The sequence below is a fragment of the Cellulomonas algicola genome, assembly GCF_019024305.1.
In the GTDB taxonomy this organism is placed as follows: Bacteria; Actinomycetota; Actinomycetes; order Actinomycetales; family Cellulomonadaceae; genus Cellulomonas; species Cellulomonas algicola.
In genome coordinates, this window is sequence record NZ_JAHKSJ010000008.1 from 187,176 (window position 1) to 210,214 (window position 23,039).

At 74.7% G+C, this 23,039-nt stretch carries 23 protein-coding genes and 1 tRNA gene; 10 read left to right on the forward strand and 14 right to left on the reverse strand.

All coding sequences use genetic code 11. From position 1 onward, the window contains the following. The first annotated feature begins 83 nt into the window (after positions 1 to 83). A complete protein-coding gene (locus KOV94_RS08090) occupies positions 84 to 1,586 on the forward strand; it encodes an NAD(P)/FAD-dependent oxidoreductase (RefSeq protein WP_124341805.1) in 1,503 nt (500 codons plus the stop codon). Between the two features lie 58 nt (positions 1,587 to 1,644). Here KOV94_RS08090 and KOV94_RS08095 read toward each other — a convergent pair whose 3' ends face one another. Further along, positions 1,645 to 2,445, reverse strand: coding sequence for an alpha/beta fold hydrolase (locus KOV94_RS08095; protein WP_235843338.1), 801 nt, complete (start codon positions 2,443 to 2,445; stop codon positions 1,645 to 1,647). 98 nt (positions 2,446 to 2,543) lie between these two features. Here KOV94_RS08095 and KOV94_RS08100 point away from each other — a divergent pair. Next, positions 2,544 to 2,617 (forward strand) — tRNA-Leu (locus KOV94_RS08100). A 69-nt stretch (positions 2,618 to 2,686) separates the two neighbouring features. On the opposite strand, the gene KOV94_RS08105 is transcribed toward KOV94_RS08100, so the two are convergent. Then, on the reverse strand, positions 2,687 to 3,085 hold the full coding sequence (locus tag KOV94_RS08105) for a VOC family protein (RefSeq protein ID WP_218051766.1): 399 nt from the start codon (positions 3,083 to 3,085) through the stop codon (positions 2,687 to 2,689). An 80-nt stretch (positions 3,086 to 3,165) separates the two neighbouring features. On the opposite strand from KOV94_RS08105, the gene KOV94_RS08110 reads away from it, so the two are divergent. Continuing rightward, positions 3,166 to 3,687 (forward strand): flavodoxin family protein, encoded by a 522-nt coding sequence (locus KOV94_RS08110; protein WP_124341862.1) that lies wholly within the window; start codon positions 3,166 to 3,168, stop codon positions 3,685 to 3,687. A 98-nt stretch (positions 3,688 to 3,785) separates the two neighbouring features. Here the strand turns inward: KOV94_RS08110 and KOV94_RS08115 are convergent, their stop codons facing one another. The 4 genes from KOV94_RS08115 to KOV94_RS08130 all read right to left on the reverse strand — a co-directional run bounded on the left by KOV94_RS08115 (position 3,786) and on the right by KOV94_RS08130 (position 7,016). Then, positions 3,786 to 5,012 carry a saccharopine dehydrogenase family protein gene (locus KOV94_RS08115; protein WP_218051767.1) on the reverse strand — a complete coding sequence of 409 codons (1,227 nt, stop codon included), beginning with the start codon at positions 5,010 to 5,012 and terminating at the stop codon, positions 3,786 to 3,788. Beyond that, complete coding sequence (locus KOV94_RS08120) at positions 5,009 to 5,368, reverse strand: HNH endonuclease (protein WP_124341864.1); 360 nt, start codon at positions 5,366 to 5,368, stop codon at positions 5,009 to 5,011. Before KOV94_RS08120 ends, KOV94_RS08115 begins: the two co-directional genes overlap by 4 nt. Before the next feature lie 158 nt (positions 5,369 to 5,526). Continuing rightward, positions 5,527 to 6,393 carry a siderophore-interacting protein gene (locus KOV94_RS08125; protein ID WP_218051768.1) on the reverse strand — a complete coding sequence of 289 codons (867 nt, stop codon included), beginning with the start codon at positions 6,391 to 6,393 and terminating at the stop codon, positions 5,527 to 5,529. Between the two features lie 167 nt (positions 6,394 to 6,560). After that, the gene (locus tag KOV94_RS08130) at positions 6,561 to 7,016 is read right to left on the reverse strand and encodes a MarR family winged helix-turn-helix transcriptional regulator (RefSeq protein ID WP_124341866.1); all 456 of its coding nucleotides are present in this window, start codon (positions 7,014 to 7,016) and stop codon (positions 6,561 to 6,563) included. A 73-nt stretch (positions 7,017 to 7,089) separates the two neighbouring features. On the opposite strand from KOV94_RS08130, the gene KOV94_RS08135 reads away from it, so the two are divergent. Further along, positions 7,090 to 8,328: an MFS transporter gene (locus KOV94_RS08135; protein ID WP_218051769.1), complete on the forward strand. Its 1,239-nt coding sequence runs from the start codon at positions 7,090 to 7,092 to the stop codon at positions 8,326 to 8,328. 2 nt (positions 8,329 to 8,330) lie between these two features. On the opposite strand, the gene KOV94_RS08140 is transcribed toward KOV94_RS08135, so the two are convergent. From KOV94_RS08140 to KOV94_RS08150, 3 genes are all read right to left on the reverse strand, one after another. Continuing rightward, positions 8,331 to 9,437 (reverse strand): serine hydrolase domain-containing protein, encoded by a 1,107-nt coding sequence (locus tag KOV94_RS08140; RefSeq protein ID WP_218051770.1) that lies wholly within the window; start codon positions 9,435 to 9,437, stop codon positions 8,331 to 8,333. Between the two features lie 150 nt (positions 9,438 to 9,587). Continuing rightward, entirely contained in the window at positions 9,588 to 10,454 is an 867-nt protein-coding gene (locus KOV94_RS08145; RefSeq protein WP_124341869.1) for an ABC transporter permease subunit, read from the reverse strand. Next, entirely contained in the window at positions 10,451 to 11,395 is a 945-nt protein-coding gene (locus KOV94_RS08150) for an ABC transporter ATP-binding protein (protein WP_218051771.1), read from the reverse strand. Before KOV94_RS08150 ends, KOV94_RS08145 begins: the two co-directional genes overlap by 4 nt. Positions 11,396 to 11,636: 241 nt before the next feature. Here KOV94_RS08150 and KOV94_RS08155 point away from each other — a divergent pair, with 241 nt between their 5' ends. The 4 genes from KOV94_RS08155 to KOV94_RS08170 all read left to right on the forward strand — a co-directional run bounded on the left by KOV94_RS08155 (position 11,637) and on the right by KOV94_RS08170 (position 17,005). After that, positions 11,637 to 12,461: a Bax inhibitor-1/YccA family protein gene (locus KOV94_RS08155; protein WP_218051772.1), complete on the forward strand. Its 825-nt coding sequence runs from the start codon at positions 11,637 to 11,639 to the stop codon at positions 12,459 to 12,461. An 88-nt stretch (positions 12,462 to 12,549) separates the two neighbouring features. Continuing rightward, entirely contained in the window at positions 12,550 to 13,956 is a 1,407-nt protein-coding gene (locus tag KOV94_RS08160; protein ID WP_124341872.1) for a cystathionine beta-synthase, read from the forward strand. Between the two features lie 206 nt (positions 13,957 to 14,162). Beyond that, a complete protein-coding gene (locus tag KOV94_RS08165; protein WP_218051773.1) occupies positions 14,163 to 15,197 on the forward strand; it encodes an acetylxylan esterase in 1,035 nt (344 codons plus the stop codon). 116 nt (positions 15,198 to 15,313) lie between these two features. Then, on the forward strand, positions 15,314 to 17,005 hold the full coding sequence (locus KOV94_RS08170) for an AMP-binding protein (protein ID WP_218051774.1): 1,692 nt from the start codon (positions 15,314 to 15,316) through the stop codon (positions 17,003 to 17,005). Positions 17,006 to 17,133: 128 nt separating this feature from the next. Here KOV94_RS08170 and KOV94_RS21215 read toward each other — a convergent pair whose 3' ends face one another. Beyond that, a complete protein-coding gene (locus tag KOV94_RS21215; RefSeq protein ID WP_218051775.1) occupies positions 17,134 to 17,730 on the reverse strand; it encodes a TetR-like C-terminal domain-containing protein in 597 nt (198 codons plus the stop codon). Then, a complete protein-coding gene (locus KOV94_RS08180) occupies positions 17,723 to 18,565 on the reverse strand; it encodes an alpha/beta fold hydrolase (protein ID WP_218051776.1) in 843 nt (280 codons plus the stop codon). Before KOV94_RS08180 ends, KOV94_RS21215 begins: the two co-directional genes overlap by 8 nt. A 114-nt stretch (positions 18,566 to 18,679) precedes the next feature. Here KOV94_RS08180 and KOV94_RS08185 point away from each other — a divergent pair, with 114 nt between their 5' ends. Continuing rightward, complete coding sequence (locus KOV94_RS08185; protein WP_124341877.1) at positions 18,680 to 19,087, forward strand: FKBP-type peptidyl-prolyl cis-trans isomerase; 408 nt, start codon at positions 18,680 to 18,682, stop codon at positions 19,085 to 19,087. 146 nt (positions 19,088 to 19,233) lie between these two features. Here KOV94_RS08185 and KOV94_RS08190 read toward each other — a convergent pair whose 3' ends face one another. Beyond that, entirely contained in the window at positions 19,234 to 20,487 is a 1,254-nt protein-coding gene (locus tag KOV94_RS08190; protein WP_218051777.1) for a D-arabinono-1,4-lactone oxidase, read from the reverse strand. A 48-nt stretch (positions 20,488 to 20,535) separates the two neighbouring features. Continuing rightward, the gene (locus KOV94_RS08195) at positions 20,536 to 21,408 is read right to left on the reverse strand and encodes a CPBP family glutamic-type intramembrane protease (RefSeq protein WP_372449457.1); all 873 of its coding nucleotides are present in this window, start codon (positions 21,406 to 21,408) and stop codon (positions 20,536 to 20,538) included. A 63-nt stretch (positions 21,409 to 21,471) separates the two neighbouring features. On the opposite strand from KOV94_RS08195, the gene KOV94_RS08200 reads away from it, so the two are divergent. Continuing rightward, positions 21,472 to 21,909 carry an Rdx family protein gene (locus KOV94_RS08200; RefSeq protein ID WP_218051778.1) on the forward strand — a complete coding sequence of 146 codons (438 nt, stop codon included), beginning with the start codon at positions 21,472 to 21,474 and terminating at the stop codon, positions 21,907 to 21,909. Positions 21,910 to 22,227: 318 nt separating this feature from the next. On the opposite strand, the gene msrA is transcribed toward KOV94_RS08200, so the two are convergent. Next, positions 22,228 to 22,896 (reverse strand): peptide-methionine (S)-S-oxide reductase MsrA, encoded by a 669-nt coding sequence (gene msrA / locus KOV94_RS08205; protein WP_162351142.1) that lies wholly within the window; start codon positions 22,894 to 22,896, stop codon positions 22,228 to 22,230. Positions 22,897 to 23,039: the final 143 nt, after the last annotated feature.

Here is a 23,039-nt window from a genome sequence, read left to right on the forward strand (position 1 = left end):
CTCACAGCCGTTTCCCAGGCCGTGTGCGCAGCGTCACCGTCCACCGGACGGCATGGTTCGACGGTGGCGGATACCGTGGAGATATGCCGACTTCTGCCCAGACCCCGGTCGACGCCGCACCCGCGGCCGGTGCGGTCGTCCCCCGTGGCAAGCCCCGCAAGGTCCCGCGCGTCGTGATCCTCGGCGGCGGCTCGGTCGGTCTCACGACCGCCCGCCGTCTGCGCAAGCGACTCGGCAAGCGCGAGGCTGCGATCGTCGTCGTGGACCCGCGCCCGTACATGACGTACGCGCCGTTCCTGCCCGAGGCCGCGGCCGGCTCGATCGACGCGCGCAACGTCGTCGCCCCGCACCGCCGCGCTCTCAAGGGCGTCGACGTGCTGCAGGGCAAGGTGTCGCAGATCCACCACGCCGAGCGCACGGTCGAGATCACGCCCGAGGAGGGCGACCCGTACTGGATCACGTACGACCACCTGGTCGTCGGTCTCGGCTCGGTCGCCCGCACGCTGCCCATCCCCGGCCTCGCGGAGCAGGGCATCGGCTTCAAGAACGTGGAGGAGGCCATCGCGGTCCGCAACCACGTGCTCAACCGGATCGACGTCGCCTCGAGCACCTGGGACCCCGAGCTGCGCAAGCGCATGCTCACGTTCGTCTTCGTCGGCGGCGGGTTCGCCGGCATCGAGGCGCTCGCCGAGGTCGAGGACATGGCGCGCTACTCGGTGCGCCACTACAACCAGATCGAGCAGGAGGAGCTGCGCTTCGTCCTGGTCGAGGGCTCGCCGCGCATCCTCCCCGAGGTCAGCGAGGAGCTCGGCGGCTACACGCTCGAGCAGCTGCGCAAGCGCGACATCGAGATCTTCCTCTCGACGTTCCTCAACTCGTGCGTCGACGGGCACGTCGTGCTCTCGAACGGCCAGGAGTTCGACGCCGAGACGATCATCTGGACCGCGGGTGTCAAGGCCAACCCCGTCCTGCAGCAGTCCGACCTGCCGCTCGACAAGATGGGCCGCGTCACCTGCAACCCCTTCCTCCAGGTCGTCGACGCCGACGGCACGCCCGTCCCCGACGCGTACGCCGCGGGTGACTGCGCTGCCGTGCCCGACCTGTTCAACCCCGGCCAGTTCTGCCCGCCGAACGCGCAGCACGCGGTCCGCGAGGGCAAGCACCTCGGTGACAACCTCGCGCGTGTGCTCCGCTCGGCCGAGCTCACCGAGTACAAGCACAAGAACATCGGCGCCGTCGCGTCCCTCGGCATGTACAAGGGCGTCGCGCAGATGTTCGGCAAGATCAAGGTCCGCGGTGTGCTGGCGTGGTTCCTGCACCGCACGTACCACGTGTACGCGATGCCGACGATCAACCGGAAGCTGCGCATCATGGCCGGCTGGACCGGATCGATCCTGCTGCGCCGCGAGGTCGTCGCGCTCGGCTCGGTGCACGACCCGCGCGCCGAGTTCCGTGCCGCCGCCGTCCCGCCGAAGCCGCGCGCCGTCGACACGGCCGCGCTGCCGCCGCAGAAGGCCGAGGCGGGCTCGCCCGCCGAGAAGCAGCAGGCGACGGGCAGCGGCCAGGCCGCCAAGAGCGCCAGCTGACGCACGCCGTCCGCCGACGAGGCCCGGCTCCCCACGACGGGGGCCGGGCCTCGTCGCGTCAGGACCGCTCCGCCGCCTCGACCGCGACCTCGTCGAGCCACGCCGCGAGCGCGGCCGCCGTCGCGCGCGGCTGGTCGAGGTGCACGTTGTGCCCGGCGGCGTCGAGCACGACGTACGACGCGCGCGGGTAGTGGTCGAGCCGCCGCCACGCGTCGGCGTACCCGACGACGTGGTCCTGCCGCCCGCACAGCACCAGCGTCGGTGCCGTGAACGGCTCGGGCGACGCGTCCTCGGGCTCGACGTCGAACGGGTACCGCGCGCGCAGGACGTCGAGCGCGTCCTGGTCGGCGTCGTCCTCGCCTGGCTGCACGAACCGCCGGTACGCGTCGAGGCCCGCCGCGGACTCGACGACCGCCATCGCGCGGTATCCGCTCGCGACCACCGGGTCGACGCCGGTCAGCGCCGCCGGGTCCTCCCGCAGGACGGTCCGCGGGGGCAGGACGCGCGCGTCGACCTCCCCGGCCCAGAGTCCCGCGACCGTCGCGAGCCCGAGCACCTGGTCGCGCAGGTCGTGCGCGAGGCGCCGCGCCATCATCCCGCCGTACGAGCTGCCGACGACCGCGAACGGCTCGTCACCGAGGCGCTCGCGCACCGCGTCGCGCACCGCGCCCGCCACGTCCTCGCTGCTGCGGACGCTGCCGAGCGGCGTGCGGGCGGTCCAGGGCAGCGACACGTAGAGGCGACGCCACGGCCCGTGCGCCGCGAGCACGGGGTCGAGCGGCAGCATGATCCGGTGGTCGACGCCGAACCCGTGGATCATCACGACCGGGATCCCGGCTCCGCGCTCCTCGATGTGCACGCGCAGGACCCTAGGACGGACCACCGACAGCGCCGGGTACGGCGCTGGCAGGATGAGCGTGCACGTCGCCCGCCGCGCTCCCATGACGCTCGGGCGGCGCCCCCGTAGCCCAATCGGCAGAGGCAGCCGGCTTAAACCCGGCCCAGTCCGGGTTCGAGCCCCGGCGGGGGCACGGACGGATGCCCGGACGCCACGGGTGATACCGGTCGTCGCACCGACGGCGGACGCGGCAGACCGCGGCTCACGCCACGCAGAACTCGTTGCCCTCGGGGTCGAGCATCACGACGTGGCCGAGCACGGTGCGCCCGGTGTCGTCGCCGTACCGCTCCTCCCGCACGACCGTCGCCCCGGCATCGACCAGGACGTCGACCTTCGCGCGGATCGCGGCCTCCCGCTCGGTCCCGTCCCACGGCGGCTCGCCCGCGACGCGGATGTCGACGTGCAGGCGGTTCTTCGCGGTCTTGGGCTCGGGCACGCGGAGCCAGCTGATCGCCGGGCCGACGCCGTCGGGGTCGACGATCGACGCGCCGTCCGGCTCGTCGTAGCCCGGCTCCGGGACGTACCCCAGCGCGAGCGCCCAGAACGCGGCGAGACGGTGCGGGTCGGCCGCGTCGCCGCCCAGGGTCCAGCGGGTCGCCATGCCCGCACGCTACGACGTCGTGCTGACACCCGGGACCAACGGCCGCGGCGCCCGGTGCACCCGGCGAGGAGCGTGGGGGCATGACAGCGATCGTGGTGTTCGAGTCGATGTTCGGCGGCACCCAGGCCGTCGCGGAGTCCGTCGGGGCCGGTATCGCGTCGTGCGGGCTGCCCGCCGACGTCGTCGAGGTCGGGCGCGTCGTGGGCGACGGCGAGCGCGCGCCGTGGTGGCCGGACGACGTGCTGCTCCTGGTCGTCGGCGGCCCGACGCACCGGCGGGGCCTCAGCACGGAGGCGACGCGCGCCGCCGCGCGCGCGCACGGCGACGTCGTCTCGGGCCTGACCGGGCTGGACCGGTGGCTCGCGGCGGCCCCCGCCCGCACGGTCGGGACGCTGCCCGTCGCCGCGTTCGACACCGCGTGGGGGACCTCCGACGGCGGGTCGGCGTCGACGGAGATCGCCGAGCGTCTGCGCGCGCTGCGCGGCCGGCTCGTCGTCCCGCCGGAGACGTTCCGCGTCGTCGGCACGTCGGGCGGACCCGCGCAGGGCGAGGTCGACCGGGCGTGGGAGTGGGGTCGGGGGCTGGTGTCGGCCGTGCGTTGACGGTGGTCGTCGCGCCACCCTCACCCGAGACCGGTACCGGGACTGGGGCGGCCGGCCGGTCACCCGGGCGGCGACATCACGCGGCGTCGCCCGCGTCGTCAGCGCGCGCGGACCTCGTACGTCTGCCCCGCTGCGCGCAGCCGCTCGACGAGGACGTCGCCGAGGCCCGCCGCGGGGGTGAGCGAGCCGGCGCGGTCCGGCAGGCGTCCCTCGTCGTGCGCGAGCGCGAGCGCGGCCTGCCCGAGCATGACGGCCGTGGCGGCGTAGCCGGGGTCGCCGGGACCGGACGCCTGCGCGCGGTAGTGCCGGCCGCCCGCGGTCACGGCGACGAGGTCCATGCGGAACCAGCCGGACTCCCGGGTGGTCGCGTCCGGCCCGGTACCGGCGGCGGGCAGCACGCGGCGCACGAGCGCGCGCGTCGGCGGCAGGGCGAGGGCGGCGACGGCGACACCGAGCCCGGCGGTGAGGCCGAGCGCGGCCACGCCCCCGCGCAGGCCGTGACCGATGCCCATCGCCTCGGCGTACCGCAGGTCGCGGCCGTAGGCCCAGCCCTGCAGCGCGTTGCTGCGCCGCACGACGCGCGTGTTGAACGACGCCATCGGGAACGGCGCGGTCCACCGGCCGCCGGGCAGCACGCGCACGGGCTGCGTGTCGGGCGGCTGGGGCGTCGACGGCTCGGCGGCGCGCTCGGGGCTGAGCGCGTACGGGTCGGCCAGCAGGTGGCGCACGGCGGACGACCGGGCGGCCTGCTCCACGATCCCGACCACGGAGTCGACGGTGCCGCCGGAGACCCCGCCGCGCGCCCGAGCGAGCAGGCGCACGTCGCGCAGCGGCCCGGCGTCGTCGGCGGTGGCCCGCCGGTGCAGGACGAGGACGCCGAGGTCGGACGGCACGGAGTCGTAGCCGCACGCGTGCACGATCCGCGCACCCGAGGCCCGGGCGGCAGGGTCGAACCGGTCGGCGGCCTCCCGGACGAACGGCGTCTCGCCGGTGAGGTCGGCGTAGTGCGTCCCGGCGCGGGCGCACGCCGCCACCAGGGGCAGCCCGTGGCGGGAGTAGGGGCCGACGGTGCTGACGACGACGCGCGCGGACGCAGCGAGTCGCGCGAGCGCGGCGTCGTCGTGGGAGTCCGCGACGACGAGCGGCCAGCCGTGCGCGGACGGCGGGAGGCTGTCGCGGACCTCCGCGAGCCGGTCGGCCGACCGTCCGGCGAGCGCGACGCGGGTCCCGGCGGGTGCGTGCTCCGCGAGGTGCCGTGCGACGAGCCGGCCGACGAACCCGGTCGCGCCGAGCAGGACGACGTCGTGCTCGCGGTCGGTGCTCACGGTTCGACCGCCACCGCGGTCAGCAGGGCCACGACCTGCGCCTGACGGACCAGGAACGCGCCCTCGTCGAGGCGCTTGCGGCGCATCCACGTGGTCACCTCGGCGTTGCACTTGCTCGCGTTGCACGCCCGGCAGGCGGGGACGACGTTGCCGAGCGTGTAGCGGCCGCCGCGCGAGATCGGCAGCACGCAGTCGCGCTGCAGGTCGCCCGTGGTCGCGCCGCAGTAGGCGCAGCCCGCCCACGCGTCGCGCAGGGCCGCCCAGTCCGCCGTGGTGAGGTCGTGGTCGACCTGCGCGAGTCGCCGACGTCGGCGACGGTCCGCGCGGACGCGCCGGGTGCTGCGGGTGGTGGCCATCGGCCCGACCCTACGAGGCCACGGCGTGCGGAGCCCGGCGACATCCCGAGCGACGCCGTCCCGAGCGAGGACCTCCTGGGCGAGCCGACGTCGTGGGTGCGGGCGTCGCCACGCGCGCCGGGCGCGCCGCGCGGTCGACGACGTCCGGGCCGACCCTCTCAGACGAGGCCTGCGGCGACCTCCGCCTGCTCGATGTCGGCGAGCCACGCGCGCTTGCCCGCGCGCCACCCCTCGTCGTCGGTGCCGAGCCGCCAGTAGCCGGACACCGAGAGCTGGTCGCGGCCCACGCCGCGGTCGGTGCGCAGGTGACGGCGCAGCTCGCGCACGGCACCGGCCTCGCCGTGCAGGAACGCGCTGACCGGTCCGGGCAGCGGCGGCAGGGCGAGCACGGCCTCGACGAGCGCGACGCCGGGGACCCCGAGCCCGCTGTGCACCCACTGCACGCGGACGCCGTCGGGCGCCGCGAGGGGCAGCTCGTCCTGCGGGTCGTGGACCTCGACGACGACGTGCCCGACGGCGTCCCTGGGCACCCGCTCGAGCGCGACGGCGATCGCGGGGAGGGCGCTCGCGTCGCCGACGAGCAGGTGTGACGCGGCGGCCGGGTCGGGCGACCAGGCGCCGCCCGGGCCGATCAGGAGGACCTCGTCGCCGGGCTCGGCGGCCGCGGCCCACGGTCCGGCGACGCCCTCGTCGCCGTGCACGACGAAGTCGAGGGTGAGCTCGCGCGTCGCGGGGTCGAACGCCCGGACGGTGTAGGAGCGCAGGCGCGGTGCGTCGGTGGGGTCGAGCGCGGCGCGCACGGTGTCGAGGTCGAGGCGTCCGTCGTCGCGGCGGGGGCGGTGACCGTCGGCGGCGGGCGGGAGGAACACGAGCTTGACGTAGGAGTCGGCGTGCGGCGACGGCTCGAAGGTGTCGAGCCCGGGTCCGCCGACGACGACGCGCACGAACGACGGCGAGAGGCTCTCGGTGCGCAGCACCTCGGCGACGAGCGGGGCGGGACGGGGACGGGCGGGCGCGTCGGTCACCGGGTCACCGTAGTCGTCGCGCCTGTGCGCCGCCGGGTCGCTGCGCCGAGCGCGCGCATCCACGGGCCGCGCCGGTCCCGGGCGGGGTCGGCGGGAGCGCCCGGGGCAGGGCGTCGTCGCGCGCGCGACCACGCGTGACGCCGGAGCCCGGCCACGCGCGCCCGGCGTCAGCGGTCCTCGGCGGCGCGGTCGAGGTCGGCGTCGAGGTCGGCGTTGAGACGGATGAGCGCGTCGGCGAGGGCGCGGCGGTCCGCGGTCGACCAGCGCCGGAGGATCTCGTCGTACACCTCGGCGCGGACCGCCCGGGTGCGTGCGAGCGCCTCCTCGCCGGCGGGTGTCGCGGTGACGACCGCGCGGCGGCCGTCGGTGCTGTCGCGGCCCCGCGTGACGTACCCGTCCTCCTCCATCGCGACGACCTGGCGCGTGACGGTCGACGCGTCGAGCCGCAGGCGGTCGGCGAGGTCGTTGATGCCCGACGGTCCGGCCACCGTGAGGTGGCGCAGCGCGATGTAGGCGGACCGGTCGAGCGTGCCCTCGAGGCGGCTGCTGCGGCGCCGGTTGCGGTCGGCGAGGCGGAGCAGGAGTGCGACCTGCTCCTCGACGTCGGGGACGGCGTCGTCCATGTCGGCGACTCCTTCACTAGATAGATGTATGATACAGATAATCCCACCGACGCTCGTCTACCCGAGGATCCGCATGGCCTCCCGCCACCACGAACCGCACCGCACCGCCATCTACGCCACCGCCCTCACCGCGTTCTTCGCGATCGCCGGCATCGCGATCGTCGACCCGATCCTGCCCGCCATCGGCGCCGCGATGGGAGCCACGACCTGGCAGGTCGAGCTCCTGTTCACCGCGTACATCGCCGTCATGGCCCTCGGCATGATCCCCGCCGTGCTGCTCACGGGGAAGTTCGGCTACAAGAAGATCCTCGCGACGGGCGTGAGCGTCGTCGCGGTCGCCGCCGTCGCCGCGTCGCTGACCGGCGGGATCGGCGCCCTGGCCGCGCTGCGCGGCCTGTGGGGCCTCGGCAACGCGATGTTCTTCGCGACCGCCATGGTGCTGCTCGTGTCCCTCGCGCAGGACCGCGAGTGGGTCGTCGAGCTCTTCGAGACGTGCGTCGGACTCGGCTTCGCCGTGGGCCCGCTGCTGGGCGGGCTGCTCGGCCAGATCTCGTGGCGCGTGCCGTTCCTGCTGTGCGGCCTCTTCATGCTCGTGGCGCTCACGCTCTCGGTGACCCGGCTCAAGGACCCCGCCGAGCCGCCCGCGCCGCTGCGCCTCCGCGAGGTGTTCACGCCGTTCCGCCGCCCCGCGTTCGTCGCGCTGTGCATCGTCACCGCCACCTACAACTTCGTGTTCTTCGTCGTCCTCGGCTACACGCCCGTGTTCCTCGGCCTCGACGTCGTCCCGCTCGGGCTCGTCTTCACCGCGTGGGGCATCGGCCTCGCGGTCGGCATCCTCGTCGTCGGGCACCGGCTCGCGCACCGCCTCGGCGCGGTGCAGACCGTCGGGCTCGCCGTCGTCGTCCTGCTCGTCGCGCTCGTCGGCCTCGCCACGTCCGGCGGCACCGCGCAGTCCGTCGCCGTGCTCGTCGTCGCGGGCGTCGCGATGGGCGTCGCCAACGCCAACCTCACCGACCTCGCGCTCGCGACCGGCTCGCCCGACCGCCGCGTCACGACCGGCGCGTTCAACCTGGTCCGCTGGGGCTTCGCCGCCCCTGCGCCGGTCGTCGCCGGGCTGCTCGCGGAGCACGCGAGCCCGACCTCGCCGTTCTGGGTCGGCGTCGGCGTGCTCGGCGTGGGCGTCGTCGCGTTCCTCGTCACCGGGCACGTCATGGCACGCAGCGTCGGGGAGCGCGTGCTGTGGCAGCGCTGGGACCGCGGCGCGCGCGCCGTCGAGCGGACGCCCGAGGAGGCGCTGGGCGAGGTCGTCTGACCTCACACGCGCTCGCCGGCCAGGAGCCGCGTGCCGACCGCGTCGACGCTCGACGCCACGTCGGACAGCACGACGACGCCGCGCCGCGCGGCGCGGTCCAGGCCGACGAACGACGCGAACCCGCCCGTCATGCCGTTGTGCCACGTCGTCGTGCCGACCTCGGTCGAGCGGGTCAGCCAGAACAGGCCGACCCGCTCGGTCGCGTCCAGCTCGGCGCGCGGGTCGAGCGCCCACGTGCCCGGTGCCGCACCGTCGAGCAGCGCCGTCAGCAGCACCGCGAGGTCGGCCGTCGTCGACCGCACGCCGCCGGCGGGTGCGAAGCCGTCCATGGTCCACGGCTCCTGCGGCCGGCCGCGGCGACTCGTCCCGGTCTGCATCAGGTCGTCGGCGTGCGCCGCGGCGGGCGCCGTGGTCGCCGTCATCCCGAGCGGGCCCGTGAGGCGGTCGGCCAGCAGCTGCGCGTAGGTCGTGCCCGCGCGCGCGGCGAGGGCCTGACCGACGAGCGCAGCCCCGAGGTTGGAGTACTGCGGCGTGGCGGTCGTGGCGAGCGGGGTGCGGGCGGCGGCCGTGAGCAGCGCCGCGACGTCGACGCCGTCGTACGGGTTGCGGCCCGCCACCGACGCCCAGGTGCCACGCACCAGCAGACCCGGGTCGACGGGCAGCCGGGGGAGGCGGCCCGCGTGCGCCGCCGCGTCGCCGAGCCGCACGCCCGCCACGTCGCCGCCGCCGAGATCGAGGTGGTCGCCGAGCCGGTCGTCGAGCGTCACCTCGCCGCGGTCGACCGCATCGGCCAGCAGCAACCCGGTCATCGCCTTCGACACCGAGCCGACCTCGAACTCCGTCCGCTCGTCGGCGCCGAACCCCGCGAACGTCACGCGTCCGTCCTCCACGAGCGCGACCGCGAGGCGGTGCGTCCGCACACCCGGCAGGGCGTCACGCACCGCCGCGGCCAGCGCGACGTCGCCCGTCATCCCGGCCGCGAGCACCGGGCGCCGTGCCCGCGCCGCGAGCGCCGTCACGACGGCCATGAGCACGAGCACGACGGCGGCCACGACGACGGCGGTCGGCACGGGGCCGTCCGCGGTCGGCACGGCGAGCGCCTCGGTCATCGGACGGTCCTCCGGTCGAGGGCTGCGGGTGTGGGGCGGGGACGCGACGGGCGCGCCACCGCTGGATCGAGCCGGGGCTCGATGACGGTGGTGCGCCCGTGCGTGGGACGGCCGGTCGTCGCGAGGAGGCGACGACCGGCCGTGAGGACGTCAGACGTCGCGTCGCTTCATGAGCACCGCGGCCACGCCGAGCAGCACGACCACCCAGGCCACGAGGACGCCGTAGCCCTGCCACGCGGTGAGGTTCGCGCCGTGCTCGGACATCGAGTTGACCATGTCGACCGTCATGTCGGTCTGCGTGATCTTCGACCCCGCGGTGGCCGGCAGGAACGGGCTCACGTACTGCAGCGGCTCCCACGGGATGGCCGCGACGACGTTCTCGACGACGAGCAGCAGCGCCAGGATCGTCGCGAGCGCCGCGGCCGAGTGGCGCAGCAGCGCACCGATCGCGAACGCGAACGCCGCGATCGTCGCGAGGTACAGCGCGCACCCTCCGAGGACCCGCAGGACCTGCGGGTCGGACAGCTCGGGCGCCAGGTCGATGCGCGACAGGAAGAGGTACGCGACGGCGTAGCCGAGCGCGACCGCGACGGCCGCGACGACGAGGATCGTCGCGGTCAGCACCGCGAGCTTCGACCACAGCACGGGCGTGCGGCGCGGGGCCGCGGCGACGCTCGACCGGATCATGCCCGTCGTGTACTCGCCGGAGATCGCGAGCACGCCGAGCACGACGACCGCGATCGACGCCATCTGCACGGCCGGCAGGAACGGCGTCAGGCCGAGGTCGACCGCCTCGGCACCCGTGGGCGCGTCGTCGATCTGCGTCGACATGACGCCCGCGACGGCGGCGACCAGGCCGACCATCACGACGACGGTCATCGCGAGCGTCCAGATGGTCGAGCGGACCGTCCAGAGCTTGATCCACTCGGCGCGCAGCAGGTGCCCGAACGTCACCCGGTACGGGCTCGCCGACGGCGCCTTGGCCGGCGCGGTGGGGGACAGGGTCGCGGTGCTCATGCGGACTGCTCCTGGGCGGTCGTGGCCGTGCCGGGCACGGTGGCGGAGTGGTACTCGACGGCGTCCTGCGTGAGGCTCATGTACGCGTCCTCGAGCGAGCCGGTCACGGGCGTGAGCTCGTGCAGGACGATGCGCGCGGCGGCCGCGGTCTCGCCGACGCCCTCCGACGTCGCCCCCAGCACCTCGAGCACACCCGGCTCGACGGGGTTGACGGTGACCTCGGGACCGGCGAGGAGCTGTGCGAGCTGCGTCGCCTGCGGCGAGCGGACCCGGACGGTCGAGCGCGTCGCGCGGGCGACGACGTCGGACACCGGTCCGTCCGCGATGATCCGGCCCTTGCCGATGACCACGAGGTGGTCGGCCGTGAGCGCCATCTCGCTCATGAGGTGCGACGACAGGAAGACCGTCCGCCCCTCGGAGGCGAGGTACTTGACGAGGTTGCGGACCCACAGCACGCCCTCGGGGTCGAGGCCGTTGACGGGCTCGTCGAGGATCAGCGTGCGCGGGTCGCCGAGCAGCGCCGCCGCGATGCCGAGGCGCTGGCCCATGCCGAGCGAGAAGCCGCCGACGCGACGCTTCGCGACGCCGTCGAGACCGGTCATCCCGATGACCTCGGTCACGCGCTTCTCGGGGATGCCGTGCGTCGCCGCGAGCGCCCGGAGGTGGTTGCGCGCCGAGCGGCCCGTGTGGACGGCCTTTGCCTCGAGCAGCGCGCCCACCTCGGTGAGCGGCGACCGGTGCTGGGCGTACGGGCGGCCGTTGACCGTCACCGTGCCGTGCGTCGGGCGGTCGAGGCCCACGATCATGCGCATCGTCGTCGACTTGCCGGCGCCGTTCGGGCCCAGGAAGCCCGTCACCTTGCCGGGCTGGACGGTGAACGAGATGTCGTTCACCGCGGTCTTGCTGCCGTATCTCTTCGTCAGGCCCTGTGCCTCGATCATCGTCTTTCCTCAAGTCGGGAGCGTTGTGGCCGTGATCGACCCTAGGCCCGCACGGACGCGCAGGTCATCCGTCAGAAGACCTGAGATCGAGGTCAGGGTCACCCTGAGGTCGCATCAGGGAGATCGCCCTCCTCCTCCCTTGGAACGATCCGGGCTCCTGCGACGTTCCGTACGATGGACGCCCGATCTCGGCGCGTCCGACAGTGACCGACCGCCTGCCCAAGCCGTCCCGGAGGACGCCATGAGCAACCCCGTCTTCAGCAACAGTCCCGTCTTCGGGGACCCGAACGACCGGCGCAACCGTGCCCGTGCCCAGGCCGGTGCCGGCAGCGGCGCCATGGCGACGCAGACGATCGACGCGGTGACGCTCGACAAGATGTACGAGGCGCCGTCCGCGACCGCGCGTGACACCGGACGCCTCACCTACGACGACGTCATCATCAAGACGGCGGGCCTGTTCGCGCTCCTCGTGGTGAGCGCCGCGGTCACGTGGACGCTCGTGCCCGGCCTGTGGGTCGTGGGCGCGGTCGTCGGCCTGGTGCTCGGCCTGGTCAACGCGTTCAAGCGCGAGCCCAGCCCGGTCCTCATCTCGCTGTACGCCGTCGCGCAGGGCGTGTTCCTCGGCGGCATCAGCCTGTACTTCGAGCAGCGCTGGCCGGGCCTCGTCGTCCAGGCCGTGCTGGCGACGTTCGCGGTGTTCGCCGCGTCGCTGTTCCTGTTCCGCTCGGGCCGGGTCCGGGTCACGCCGAAGTTCACGCGCTGGCTGATCGTCGCGCTCGTCGGCTACCTCGTCTTCTCGCTGGTCAACGTCGTCCTCATGATCTTCAACGTCGGCGGCGGCGAGTTCGGCCCGCTCCGCAGCGGCCCGCTCGGGATCGTCGTCGGCCTCGTGGCCGTGGGTCTCGCGGCGGCGAGCCTCATCGTCGACTTCGACTCGATCAAGCGCGGCGTCGAGATGGGCGCCCCCCGCAAGCTCGCGTGGTCGGCCGCGTTCGGCCTGGTCGTCACGCTGGTGTGGCTCTACCTCGAGCTGCTCCGCCTGCTCGCGATCCTGCGCGGAGACTGATCCCGGGCCGTCGCCCGCGACGACCCCTCGCACGACCTCACCGGCCGGTAGCGCACCTCCTGCGCTACCGGCCGGTAACGTCGTGTCGGTGAAGTACGCCGAGCACATCTCCGAGCTGGTCGGCGGCACGCCGCTCGTCCGGCTGTCGTCGGTCACCGCGGGCCTGAGCGCCACGATCCTGGCGAAGGTCGAGTACATGAACCCCGGCGGGTCCGTGAAGGACCGGATCGCGCTCAAGATGGTCGAGGCCGCCGAGGCGACCGGTGCGCTGCGCCCGGGCGGCACGATCGTCGAGCCGACCTCCGGCAACACGGGGGTCGGGCTCGCGCTGGTCGCGCAGCGCAAGGGCTACCGGTGCGTGTTCGTGTGCCCCGACAAGGTGAGCCAGGACAAGCGCGACGTGCTCCGCGCGTACGGCGCCGAGGTCGTCGTCACGCCCACCGCGGTGCCTCCGGACCACCCCGACTCGTACTACTCGGTGTCCGACCGGCTCACGCGCGAGATCGAGGGCGCCTGGAAGCCCAACCAGTACGCGAACCCGAACGGCCCGGCGAGCCACTACGAGTCGACCGGCCCGGAGATCTGGGCCGACACCGACGGGCGGGTCACGCACCTCGTCACGGGTGTCGGCACGGGCGGCACGATCACGGGCACCGGCCGCTACCTGCACGACGTGTCCGCGGACCGGTCCGAGGCCGACGGCGGTCGCGTGGTCGTCATCGGTGCCGACCCGGCCGGCTCGGTCTACTCGGGCGGCGACGGCCGGCCCTACCTGGTCGAGGGCGTCGGGGAGGACTTCTGGCCCGCCGCGTACGACCCGACCGTCCCCGACGAGATCATCGCGGTGTCCGACGCCGACTCCTTCGCGATGACGCGGCGACTCGCGCGCGAGGAGGGACTGCTCGTCGGCGGCTCGTGCGGCATGGCCGTCGAGGCGACGCTGCGGTACGCCCGCGAGCTGCAGGAGCGCGACCCCGAGGCCGCCGCACGGGCCGTGATCGTCGTGATCCTGCCGGACAGCGGGCGCGGCTACCTGTCGAAGATCTTCAACGACTCGTGGATGCGGTCGTACGGGTTCCTCGCCGACGACCAGGGTGCGACCGTCGCCGACGTGCTGCGCACCAAGACGGGCTCGCTGCCGTCGCTCGTGCACACGCACCCGACCGAGACCGTGCGCGACGCGATCGAGATCCTGCACGAGTACGGCGTCTCGCAGATGCCCGTCGTCGGGGCCGAGCCGCCCGTCAAGGTCGGCGAGGTCGCCGGGTCGGTGAGCGAGCGCGACCTGCTCGACGCGGTCTTCTCCGGGGCCGCGGCGCTGTCCGACCGGGTCGACCGGCACATGTCGGCGCCGTTCCCGCTCATCGGGTCGGGGGAGTCCGTGCAGGACGCGCGCGAGGCCCTCCAGAAGGCGGACGCGCTCATGGTCGTCGACGACGGCGAGCCGGTCGGCGTCCTCACGCGCCACGACCTCCTGGGCTTCCTGGCCCGCTGACGCGCCACCCGGCCCCCGCCCTCCGGCGACGACGGGGCGACCCGGGTCTGGGTACCGCTCAGGGGCGTGTCCCGGTCGCCAGGCCCGGGTCGGCGGCCGGTCTCGGCGGGAGGCGGTTTCCTGAGGTCGGCGCGGGCGGGGTAGCGTCCCGACGTGCGCCGTCCGCGGCGCGCTGCGCGTCCGCACGTCATCGCCGAAGGAGCACGATGGCCCTGTTCGACCTGCCCCTGCCCGAGCTCGAGCGGTACCTCCCGGAGCTCGACGAGCCCGCGGACCTCGACGACTTCTGGGCGACCACGCTCGCCGAGGCCCGCCGTCACGAGGTCCTGGTCGACGTGACGCGGACCGACGCGGGCCTGCGCCTGGTCGACGTCGACGACCTGACGTTCGCGGGCTTCGACGGCCAGCCGGTGCGCGCGTGGGTGACCCGCCCGGCGGGCAGTGCGGAGTCGGGCGAGCTGCTGCCCGCGGTGGTCGAGTACATCGGCTACGGCGGCGGGCGCGGGTTCGCGCACGAGCGGCTCGCGTGGGCGACGGCGGGCTTCGTGCACGTCGTCATGGACACGCGCGGGCAGGGCTCGACGTGGGGCAACGGCGGCCACACGCCCGACCCGGCGGGTTCCGGACCGGCGTCGCCGGGCGTCATGACGCGCGGCATCCAGGACCCCGAGCAGCACTACTACCGCCGGCTCATGACGGACGCGGTGCGAGCGGTCGACGCGGTGCGGGCGCTGCCGGGCGTCGACCCGCGGCGCGTGACCGTGGCGGGCATCAGCCAGGGCGGCGGCGTCGCGCTCGCGGCCGCGGGACTGTCCGACGGGCTCGCGGCGGCCATGCCGGACGTGCCGTTCCTGTGCCACTACCGCCGGGCGGTCGACATCACCGACGCGTTCCCGTACGGCGAGCTCGTCCAGTACCTCGCGGTGCACCGCGGCGCCGAGGAGCGCGTGTTCCGCACGATGGCGTACTTCGACGGCGTGCACCTGGCCCGACGGGCGACCGCGCCGGCGCTGTTCTCGGTCGCGCTGCGCGACATGACGTGCCCGCCGTCGACGGTGTTCGCGGCGTACAACCACTACGCGGGCCTGACCGGTGACCGGCCGCGCACGGACATCGAGGTCTACACCTTCAACCAGCACGAGGGCGGCCAGGCCCACCAGCTCGAGCGCCAGCTGCGGTGGCTCCCGTCGGTGCTGTGCGCGTCGGAGAGTGCCGCGGTGGAGACCGCGACAGTCCGCTGACAGGGGTCCGCGGCCCCATCGCGTCGGGACGGCACGGGCGTCGCCGCCGGCTCCGGACCGGGTGACATCTAAGTTACGCACTAGTAACTTACGGTTGCGTAGGTTACGGTCGTGCGATGGACAGCGCGCCGCCTCTCTCGTTCGACCTCCCCCGCGGGGTCCCGCGGGACGTCGACGTCCCCGACGAGCCGCTCACCGCCGCCCTCGACCGCGCCGCCGCGACCTGGCCCGACCGCGTCGCGCTCGACTTCCTCGGCGCCACCACGACGTACCGCGCGCTCGCCGACCGCGTCGCGCGCGCCGCGCAGGTGCTGCTCGACCTCGGCGTCCGCCCCGGTGACCGCGTCGCGCTCGCGCTGCCCAACTGCCCCGCGCACGTCGTCGCGTTCCAGGCCGCGCTGCGGGTCGGGGCGGTCGTCGTCGAGCACAACCCGACCTACACGGCCGACGAGCTCGCGCACCAGCTCGCCGACTCCGGCGCGGTCGTCGCGCTCGTCTGGCAGAAGGCGGTCCCGGCCGTGCTCGCCGCACGCGACCGCACCGACGTGCGCACCGTCGTCGCCGTCGACCTCGCGGCCGACCTCCCGTGGCGCAAGCGGCTCGCGCTGCGACTGCCCGTCGCGAAGGCCCGTCGGACGCGTGCCGCCATGCAGGGCCCCGTCCCGGCCGGCACCCCCTCCTGGCACCGCCTCGTCGCCGGCGCGCGACCGCTCGACCCGGCGACCCCGCAGCCCCAGGCGCACGACGTCGCGCTCCTGCAGTACACCGGCGGCACGACGGGGACGCCCAAGGCCGCGGTGCTCAGCCACCGCAACCTCGTCGCGAACGCGATCCAGGGGCACGCCTGGACCGGCGTCGCACCCGGCACGGAGGTCGTCTACGGCGTCCTGCCGTTCTTCCACGCGTTCGGCCTCACGCTGTGCCTCACGTACGCGGTGCGCGTGGGCGCGACGCTCGTCGTGTTCCCGTCGTTCGACCCCGCCCTGGTGGTCGCGGCGCAGCGCCGCCGTCCCGGCACGTTCCTCCCCGCCGTCCCGCCGATGCTCGACCGGCTCGTCACGGCCGCCGAGTCCGCGGGTGCGGACCTCACGTCGTTCACGCACGCGATCTCCGGCGCCATGGCGCTCCCGGCCGAGACCGCGCGTCGCTGGGAGGCCGCGACCGGCGGGCTCGTCGTCGAGGGGTACGGCATGACGGAGACGTCGCCCGTCGCGCTCGGCAACCCGCTCACGCCCGAGCGTCGCCCCGGCACGCTCGGCCTGCCGTTCCCGAGCACCGAGGTGCGGGTCGTCGACCAGGAGGACCCGACGCGCGACGTCGACCCGGCCACCGGCGGCGAGCTGCTGATCCGCGGGCCGCAGGTGTTCCAGGGCTACTGGCAGCGCCCCGACGAGACCGCCGCGCAGCTCCTGCCCGGCGGCTGGCTGCGCACCGGTGACGTCGTGCAGGTCGTCGACGGCAGCGTCGTCCTGGTCGACCGCATGAAGGAGATGATCGTCACCGGCGGCTTCAAGGTGTACCCGTCGCAGGTCGAGGACCACCTGCGCGGCATGCCGGGGATCGCCGACGTCGCCGTGGTCGGCGTGCCGGGCGGTGCGATGGGCGAGTCCGTCGTGGCCGCGGTCGTCCTGGCCGACGACGCCTCCGGGGTCGACCTCGCGGCCGTCCGCGCGTGGTGCGAGCAGCGGCTCGCCCGGTACGCGCTGCCGCGCCGGCTCGTCGTGCTCACCGAGCTGCCGCGCTCGCAGGTCGGCAAGGTCCTGCGCCGGGTCGTGCGCGAGCAGGTGCTCGCGGGCGGCGCCGCCTGACCCCTCGACCCGTGAGGGGCGGTCGTCGGCGAGTCGTGCGTCCGGGCCGACGCCCACACCGGCGTCCGCGGCGAGCGCCGCCCCTGACGTCCCGGCCGCCGTGACGTGCGCGTGCCACCCCGAGCGGGTCAGGCGACGGGGGTGCCCGCCGTCGCGTGCAGGCCGCGGACGAGGCCGTCGACGAGGTAGCGGTAGCTGACGTCGACGTCGTCGGGCATCCCGAAGCCGCCGTCGAGCTCGAGCACGACGAACCCGTGCAGCGCGGCGCGCACCGCCCGGACCGCGTCGACGTGCCGCGCGGCCGGGACGCCGAGCCCGGCCACCGTCTCCGACATCAGCGTCACGGTCCGGGCCGCGGCCACCTGCACCGCGGTCGCGTCGGCGTCCTGCGGCCAGCCGCCCACCTGCACGGCCCGGTAGCGGCCGGGGTGCCGGCGCGCGTAGTCGCGGAGGGCGTCCGCCATCGCGCGCAGGCGCTGCTCCGGCTCGGCGTCGGCGGGGGAGGCGTCGTCGAGGGTCTCGGTGAAGTCCTCGACGCACGCGCGCGCGACGTCACGCCGCAGACCCGGCAGGCCGTCGACGTGCTTGTAGAGGCTCGGCACGGCCACGCCCGCGCGCGCGGCGACGGCGGCGAGCGTGAGGTCGCCGAGCCCGCCCGGGGACTCGTCGAGGACGGCGAGCGCGAGCGCGACGACGGCCGACCGGTCGAGGCCGGCCCTAGGCACGTCGGTCCGCCCCGCCCGCGACGCGGTCGACGAGCGCGACGAGGTGCTCGGCGACGGTCGCGGTGGCCTCGTGCTGCGGGTAGTGCCCGACGCCGTCGAGGAGGACGGGGGTGACGTGGGGTGCGGTCTCGGCCACGCCGCGCAGCGTAGCCGCCGGGTCCTTCGACTCGGGGTCCGCGCTGCCGGTGATCGCGAGCACGGGGACGGTGACGTCGGCGAGGCGCGTGTCCTCGTGGCCCTCGAGCAGCCGCAGGGCGAGGGTGCGGAGCTGCTCGAGGTGACCGGGCCGGGCGAGGTCCCGCCGCAGGGCGTCGAGGTGGGACCGCACGTCGACCGGTGCCTTGACGAGGGTGCTGTAGAACCACGCCCAGGCACGAGGGCCCCACGGGCGGCGGAGCAGGACGTGGACCTGGGCGCGCACGGCACCCGGCGCTGCGCCGTCGTTGGCGGCGTAGGCGAGCAGCGCGACGCCCGCGACGAGGTCGGGGCGGTCGGCGGCCGCGCGTGCGACACCACCGGCGCCGACCGAAGAGCCGACCAGGACCGTGGGCCGCTGAGGTGTCGTGCCGAGGTGCTCGGCGAGCGCGAGCGCGTCGCCGGCGATCCCCTCGACGCCATGACCCTCGGGGTCGACGGGGTCGGTCTCGCCGTGGCCGCGCAGGTCGAGCGCCGCGGTGCGGTAGCCGTGCGCGTGGAGCTCCGGCAGGACCGGGGCCCAGGTCGAGCGCAGGTCGCCCATGCCCGGCACGAGCACCACGAGGGGCCCGTCGGTGGGGCCGTCGACGGTGTAGGCGAGCCGCCCGAACGGGCGCAGGAGGTGCTGTGTCGTCGTCATGCGGTCAAAGCTAATGCCATTAGCCAACGCGCCGCAAGGGGGTGTGCGCAGCGCGTGACCCCGCGAGGTGCGGCACGATGGTCCGGCACTGTCACCCACCGAAGGAGTTCCGTCATGTCCGCAGCGCTGCCCGAGGTCTCGGGGTCGTTCGGCGACAAGCCCACGCTGACGTTCCCCGACGCGCAGCCGTCCGGCGAGCTCGAGGTGGTCGTGCTGTCGCGCGGCGACGGCGAGCTGGTCGAGGCCGGCGACGACATCGAGGTGCACTACCTCGGCCAGTCGTGGCAGGGAGGCGTCTTCGACAACTCGTACGACCGCCGCTCGACGATCTCGTTCGGGATCGGCGTCGGCCAGGTCATCGCCGGCTGGGACGAGGGCCTCGTCGGCCAGCAGGTCGGCTCGCGCGTGCTCCTGTCGATCCCGTCGCACCTCGGCTACGGCGACCGTGGCGTGCCGCAGGCCGGCATCAAGGGCGGCGACACGCTCGTCTTCGTCGTCGACATCGTCGGCACCAGCCGCTGACGTCGACGCGCACCGGCCGCTGACGCGCCGGTCGCCGAGCACGACACGCCCCCCGTCGCCAGCGAGCGACGGGGGCCGTGTCGTGCCCGGACGGGTGTCAGCGGTGCCCGAGCGGTGGCAGCCCTGGCAGCCGTGGCCCGACCGTGTCAGCCGCGCAGCACGTGCCGCGCGATGAAGTCGTTGCGGAACTTACCGTCCGGGTCGGTCCGCGCGACCAACGCGGCGAAGTCGTCCCACCGGGGGTACAGGCGGGCCAGGTCGCGGCCAGGGTCGGCGAACAGCTTGCCCCAGTGCGGCCGCGCGTCGAACGGCTGGAGGGCGGACTCGAGCGTGGGGAGCACCGCCTCGACCTGCGGCTGGAGCGGCTTCCACGTGAAGTGCAGCCCGACGCGGTCGTCGCCGTAGGCCGTCGAGAGCCACAGGTCGTCGGCGGCGATCGTGCGGACCTCGCTGACCTGCAGCAACGGCGACACGACCTCGGCCAGGCCGCGCACGGCCTGCAGTGCGTCGACCGCGTGCGCGCGCGGCACGAGGTACTCGGACTGCAGCTCGTCGCCGTTGCTCGGCGTGAACTCGAGGCGGAAGTGCGGCAGCCGCTCGTGCCACGGGCCGGGGACGCCGAGCTGCTGCGTGCAGTTGACGGGGTCGATGCCCGGCAGCGGGTGGCGCGGGCCGTCCGCGGGCGTCGCGCCGAACAGCTCCGCGCGGCGCTCGTAGCCGTCCGCGCCGACGCGCGACTTGCGCCACACCTGCTGGACCGCGTCGCCCGTCCAGTCCGTGAAGAGGCTCACCGAGTCCGCGCTCGACGTGACCGCGTCGAGGTCGGCCAGCACCGCGGCCCAGGGCAGGCCGACGTGCACCTCCTGCGCGACGAGGAACGTCGGCTCGACGTCGAGCGTCACGCGCGCCGCCACCCCGAGGGCGCCGAGCGCGACGACGGACCCGGCGAAGTCGTCGTCGCCCCGCGCGACATGCCGCAGCGAGCCGTCGGGCCCGACGAGGTCGAGCGCCGCGACGGCCGTCGACAGGTTGCGCGAGCGGTCGCCCGAGCCGTGCGTCGCGGTCGCGACCGCCCCCGCCACCGAGATGTGGGGGAGCGACGCGAGGTTGTGCACCGCCCAGCCGGCGTCGTGCAGGAACCGCGCGAGCGTCCCGTACCGGGTCCCGCCCGTCACCGTGACCGTGCGCGCGTCCTCGTCGAGCGTGATCTCCGGCTCGAGACCCTCGAGCGAGACGAGCACGGCCGGACCGTCGGCGAGGTCGTTGAAGCAGTGCCGGGTGCCCAGGGCGCGCACGCGGTCCTCACCGGCCACCACCTCCTGAAGCTCCTCGACCGTGGCCGGCGCGAGCACCCGCGGCGCGCGGTAGGTGTAGTTGCCGGCCCAGTTCGTCAGGCTCACGGGGCTGGGTCCTCTCGTCGTGCGGCTGGGGATCACCCCAACCTACGGTCACCAGGACGACGGTGCCGTCACGAAGACGTCGAACAGGGACGGCTCGTGCGCGTGCACGAGCACCATGAACACGACGAGGTCGAACAGCAGGTGCACGGAGACGACGTACGTGAGCGACGCCGTCTTCCGGAAGATCCAGCCCTGCACCAGCGCGAACGGGACCGTCAGCAGCGGACCCCACTCGCGGTACCCGAGCTCCCACAGGAACGACACGAACACCGCGGCCTGCAGGACGTTCGCGATCGGGAAGGGGAAGTGCACGCGCAGCAGCGCGAGGACCGTGCAGACGAAGAACAGCTCGTCCCAGATGCCCACCGCGTTGACGCCGACGAACAGCCGCGCGACCTCCTGCCCCGTGTCCACCACGGGCCAGTTGAGGTACGCGCCCGAGCCCAGGAAGTACCAGGGCAGGAGCAGGTACGCGAGCAGCACGACGACCAGCAGGTAGACGACCTGCGTCCGGCTCCAGCGGCGGCCCGTGCGCACCGGGAAGCGGATCGCGTCCTGCTTCAGGAGGTAGCGGTGCACGACGTAGGGGACGAGCACCGCCGCCGACAGCACGACCCCGAACCGCGCGATCCCCGCGTCGGACAGGTCGGCCTTGAGCGAGATCGTCGTGATGATCGCCATGCCCAGCCCGACGACGGCGAGGTCGCGGCCCAGCGCACGGTCGACCGCGAACGCCAGGAGGACGCCCGCGACGAGCGGCACGTACCCCCAGGGCCGCACGTGCACCGCGAACAGGAGCACGGCCGACCCGCAGACCAGCGCGGCGGCGAGCACGCGCAGCACGTCGCGCGGCGCCCAGCTCAGGCGCGGGACGGTCGGCGTCGTCGGGGCGGCAGGGGCGTCGGTCGGGGCGGCGTCCACCCGTGCAGTCTGCGGGGCCGGACGTGGTCCACGCGACCGCTCGCGGGGTGGAACGCTGTGCGGATGCCCGACGACCAGCCCTCCGGCGCACCCGCCGACCCGCACCCCGACCGCGCCGCCGACCAGCCCGTGGCCGCGACCGCCGACCGCCCGACCGACGAGCCCGACGCGGCGACCGCCGAGCGCGCCGCGGACGCCGTCGCCCCGCCGGCGGCGTCGCCCACGGCGGGCCCGCGCGTCGTCATCACCTACTGCACGCAGTGCCGCTGGCTGCTGCGCGCCGCCTGGTACACCCAGGAGCTCCTCACGACGTTCCACCGCGAGCTCGGCGAGGTCGCGCTGCGCCCCGGCAACGGCGGCGTCTTCACGGTCGAGGCCGACGGGCAGGTCGTCTGGGACCGCAAGGTCGAGGGCGGCTTCCCGGAGATCACGGTGCTCAAGCGCCGGGTCCGCGACGTCGTCGCCCCGGACAAGCCGTTGGGGCACTCGGACGGCCTCTGAGAGTCGCTGCCCGTCGCCGGCCGACGCCCACGGGCGAGGTCGCTGACCGCCCTGTCAGCCCGTCCGACCTGCGCAGACGTCCTGGACCCCGGTCCGGTCCCACGTGGACAGGCGTGGACCGGCGTCACCCGCCCGGACTACCTTCGCGGCGAACGCAGGCCTTCACCGGAGGCGGCGGGTCAAGCGGTCACGGGGGCCCGCGACCCGCCGCAGGGTGGGCGGACGGCAACGGGAGAGGGGCGCTCCTCGCCGTCCGCCCACCCGAGACGTCCCCCTGACGTCCCGCGCCGAGTGCGGCGGGACGTCAGGGGCGGACGGTCAGGCGCCCGTCGGGCGGGGGCAGGAGACGCCCGTGCCGCCCAGACCGCAGTAGCCGTTCGGGTTCTTGTCGAGGTACTGCTGGTGGTAGCCCTCGGCGTAGAAGAACGGCCCGGCCTCGTCGGCCGTGCGGATCTCCGTCGTGATGTCGCCGAAGCCCGACCGCGTCAGGCGCGGCTGGTACTCGTCGCGCGTGCGGACCGCCGCCTCCGCCTGCTCGGGCGTCGTCGTGTAGATCGCGGACCGGTACTGGGTGCCGACGTCGTTGCCCTGGCGGTAGCCCTGGGTCGGGTCGTGCGACTCCCAGAAGGTGCGCAGCACGTCGTCGTCGGACAGCACGGTCGGGTCGTACGCGACGAGGACCATCTCGGTGTGCCCGGTCATCCCGGTGCACGTCTCCTCGTAGGTCGGGAAGGGCGTGTAGCCACCCTGGTAGCCGACGGCGGTCGTGACGACCCCGGGCAGCTGCCAGAAGGCGCGCTCGGCGCCCCAGAAACAGCCCATCGCGACGTACAGCACGCGCGTGCCCTCGGGCCACGGGCCCGCGAGCGGGGTGCCCAGCACGGTGTGCGTCTCCGGGACCGTGTACGCGTAGCCGTCGCGGCCCGCGAGGGCCCGGTCCGGGGCCACCATCGTCGAGCGGAGCGCTGAGCCGAAAAGCCAGTTCATGGTCGCTGGTCCTCTCCGGGAGACCGGCGGTTCGCCTGGTCCATCCCGGCCAGCACAACCGTGCGCGCACGTCCGGTGTTCCCGGTGCCCGTGGACCGCGGGAGAGGCGCTGCGGACCGACGCGGCGACCGCCTGGGCGCGCG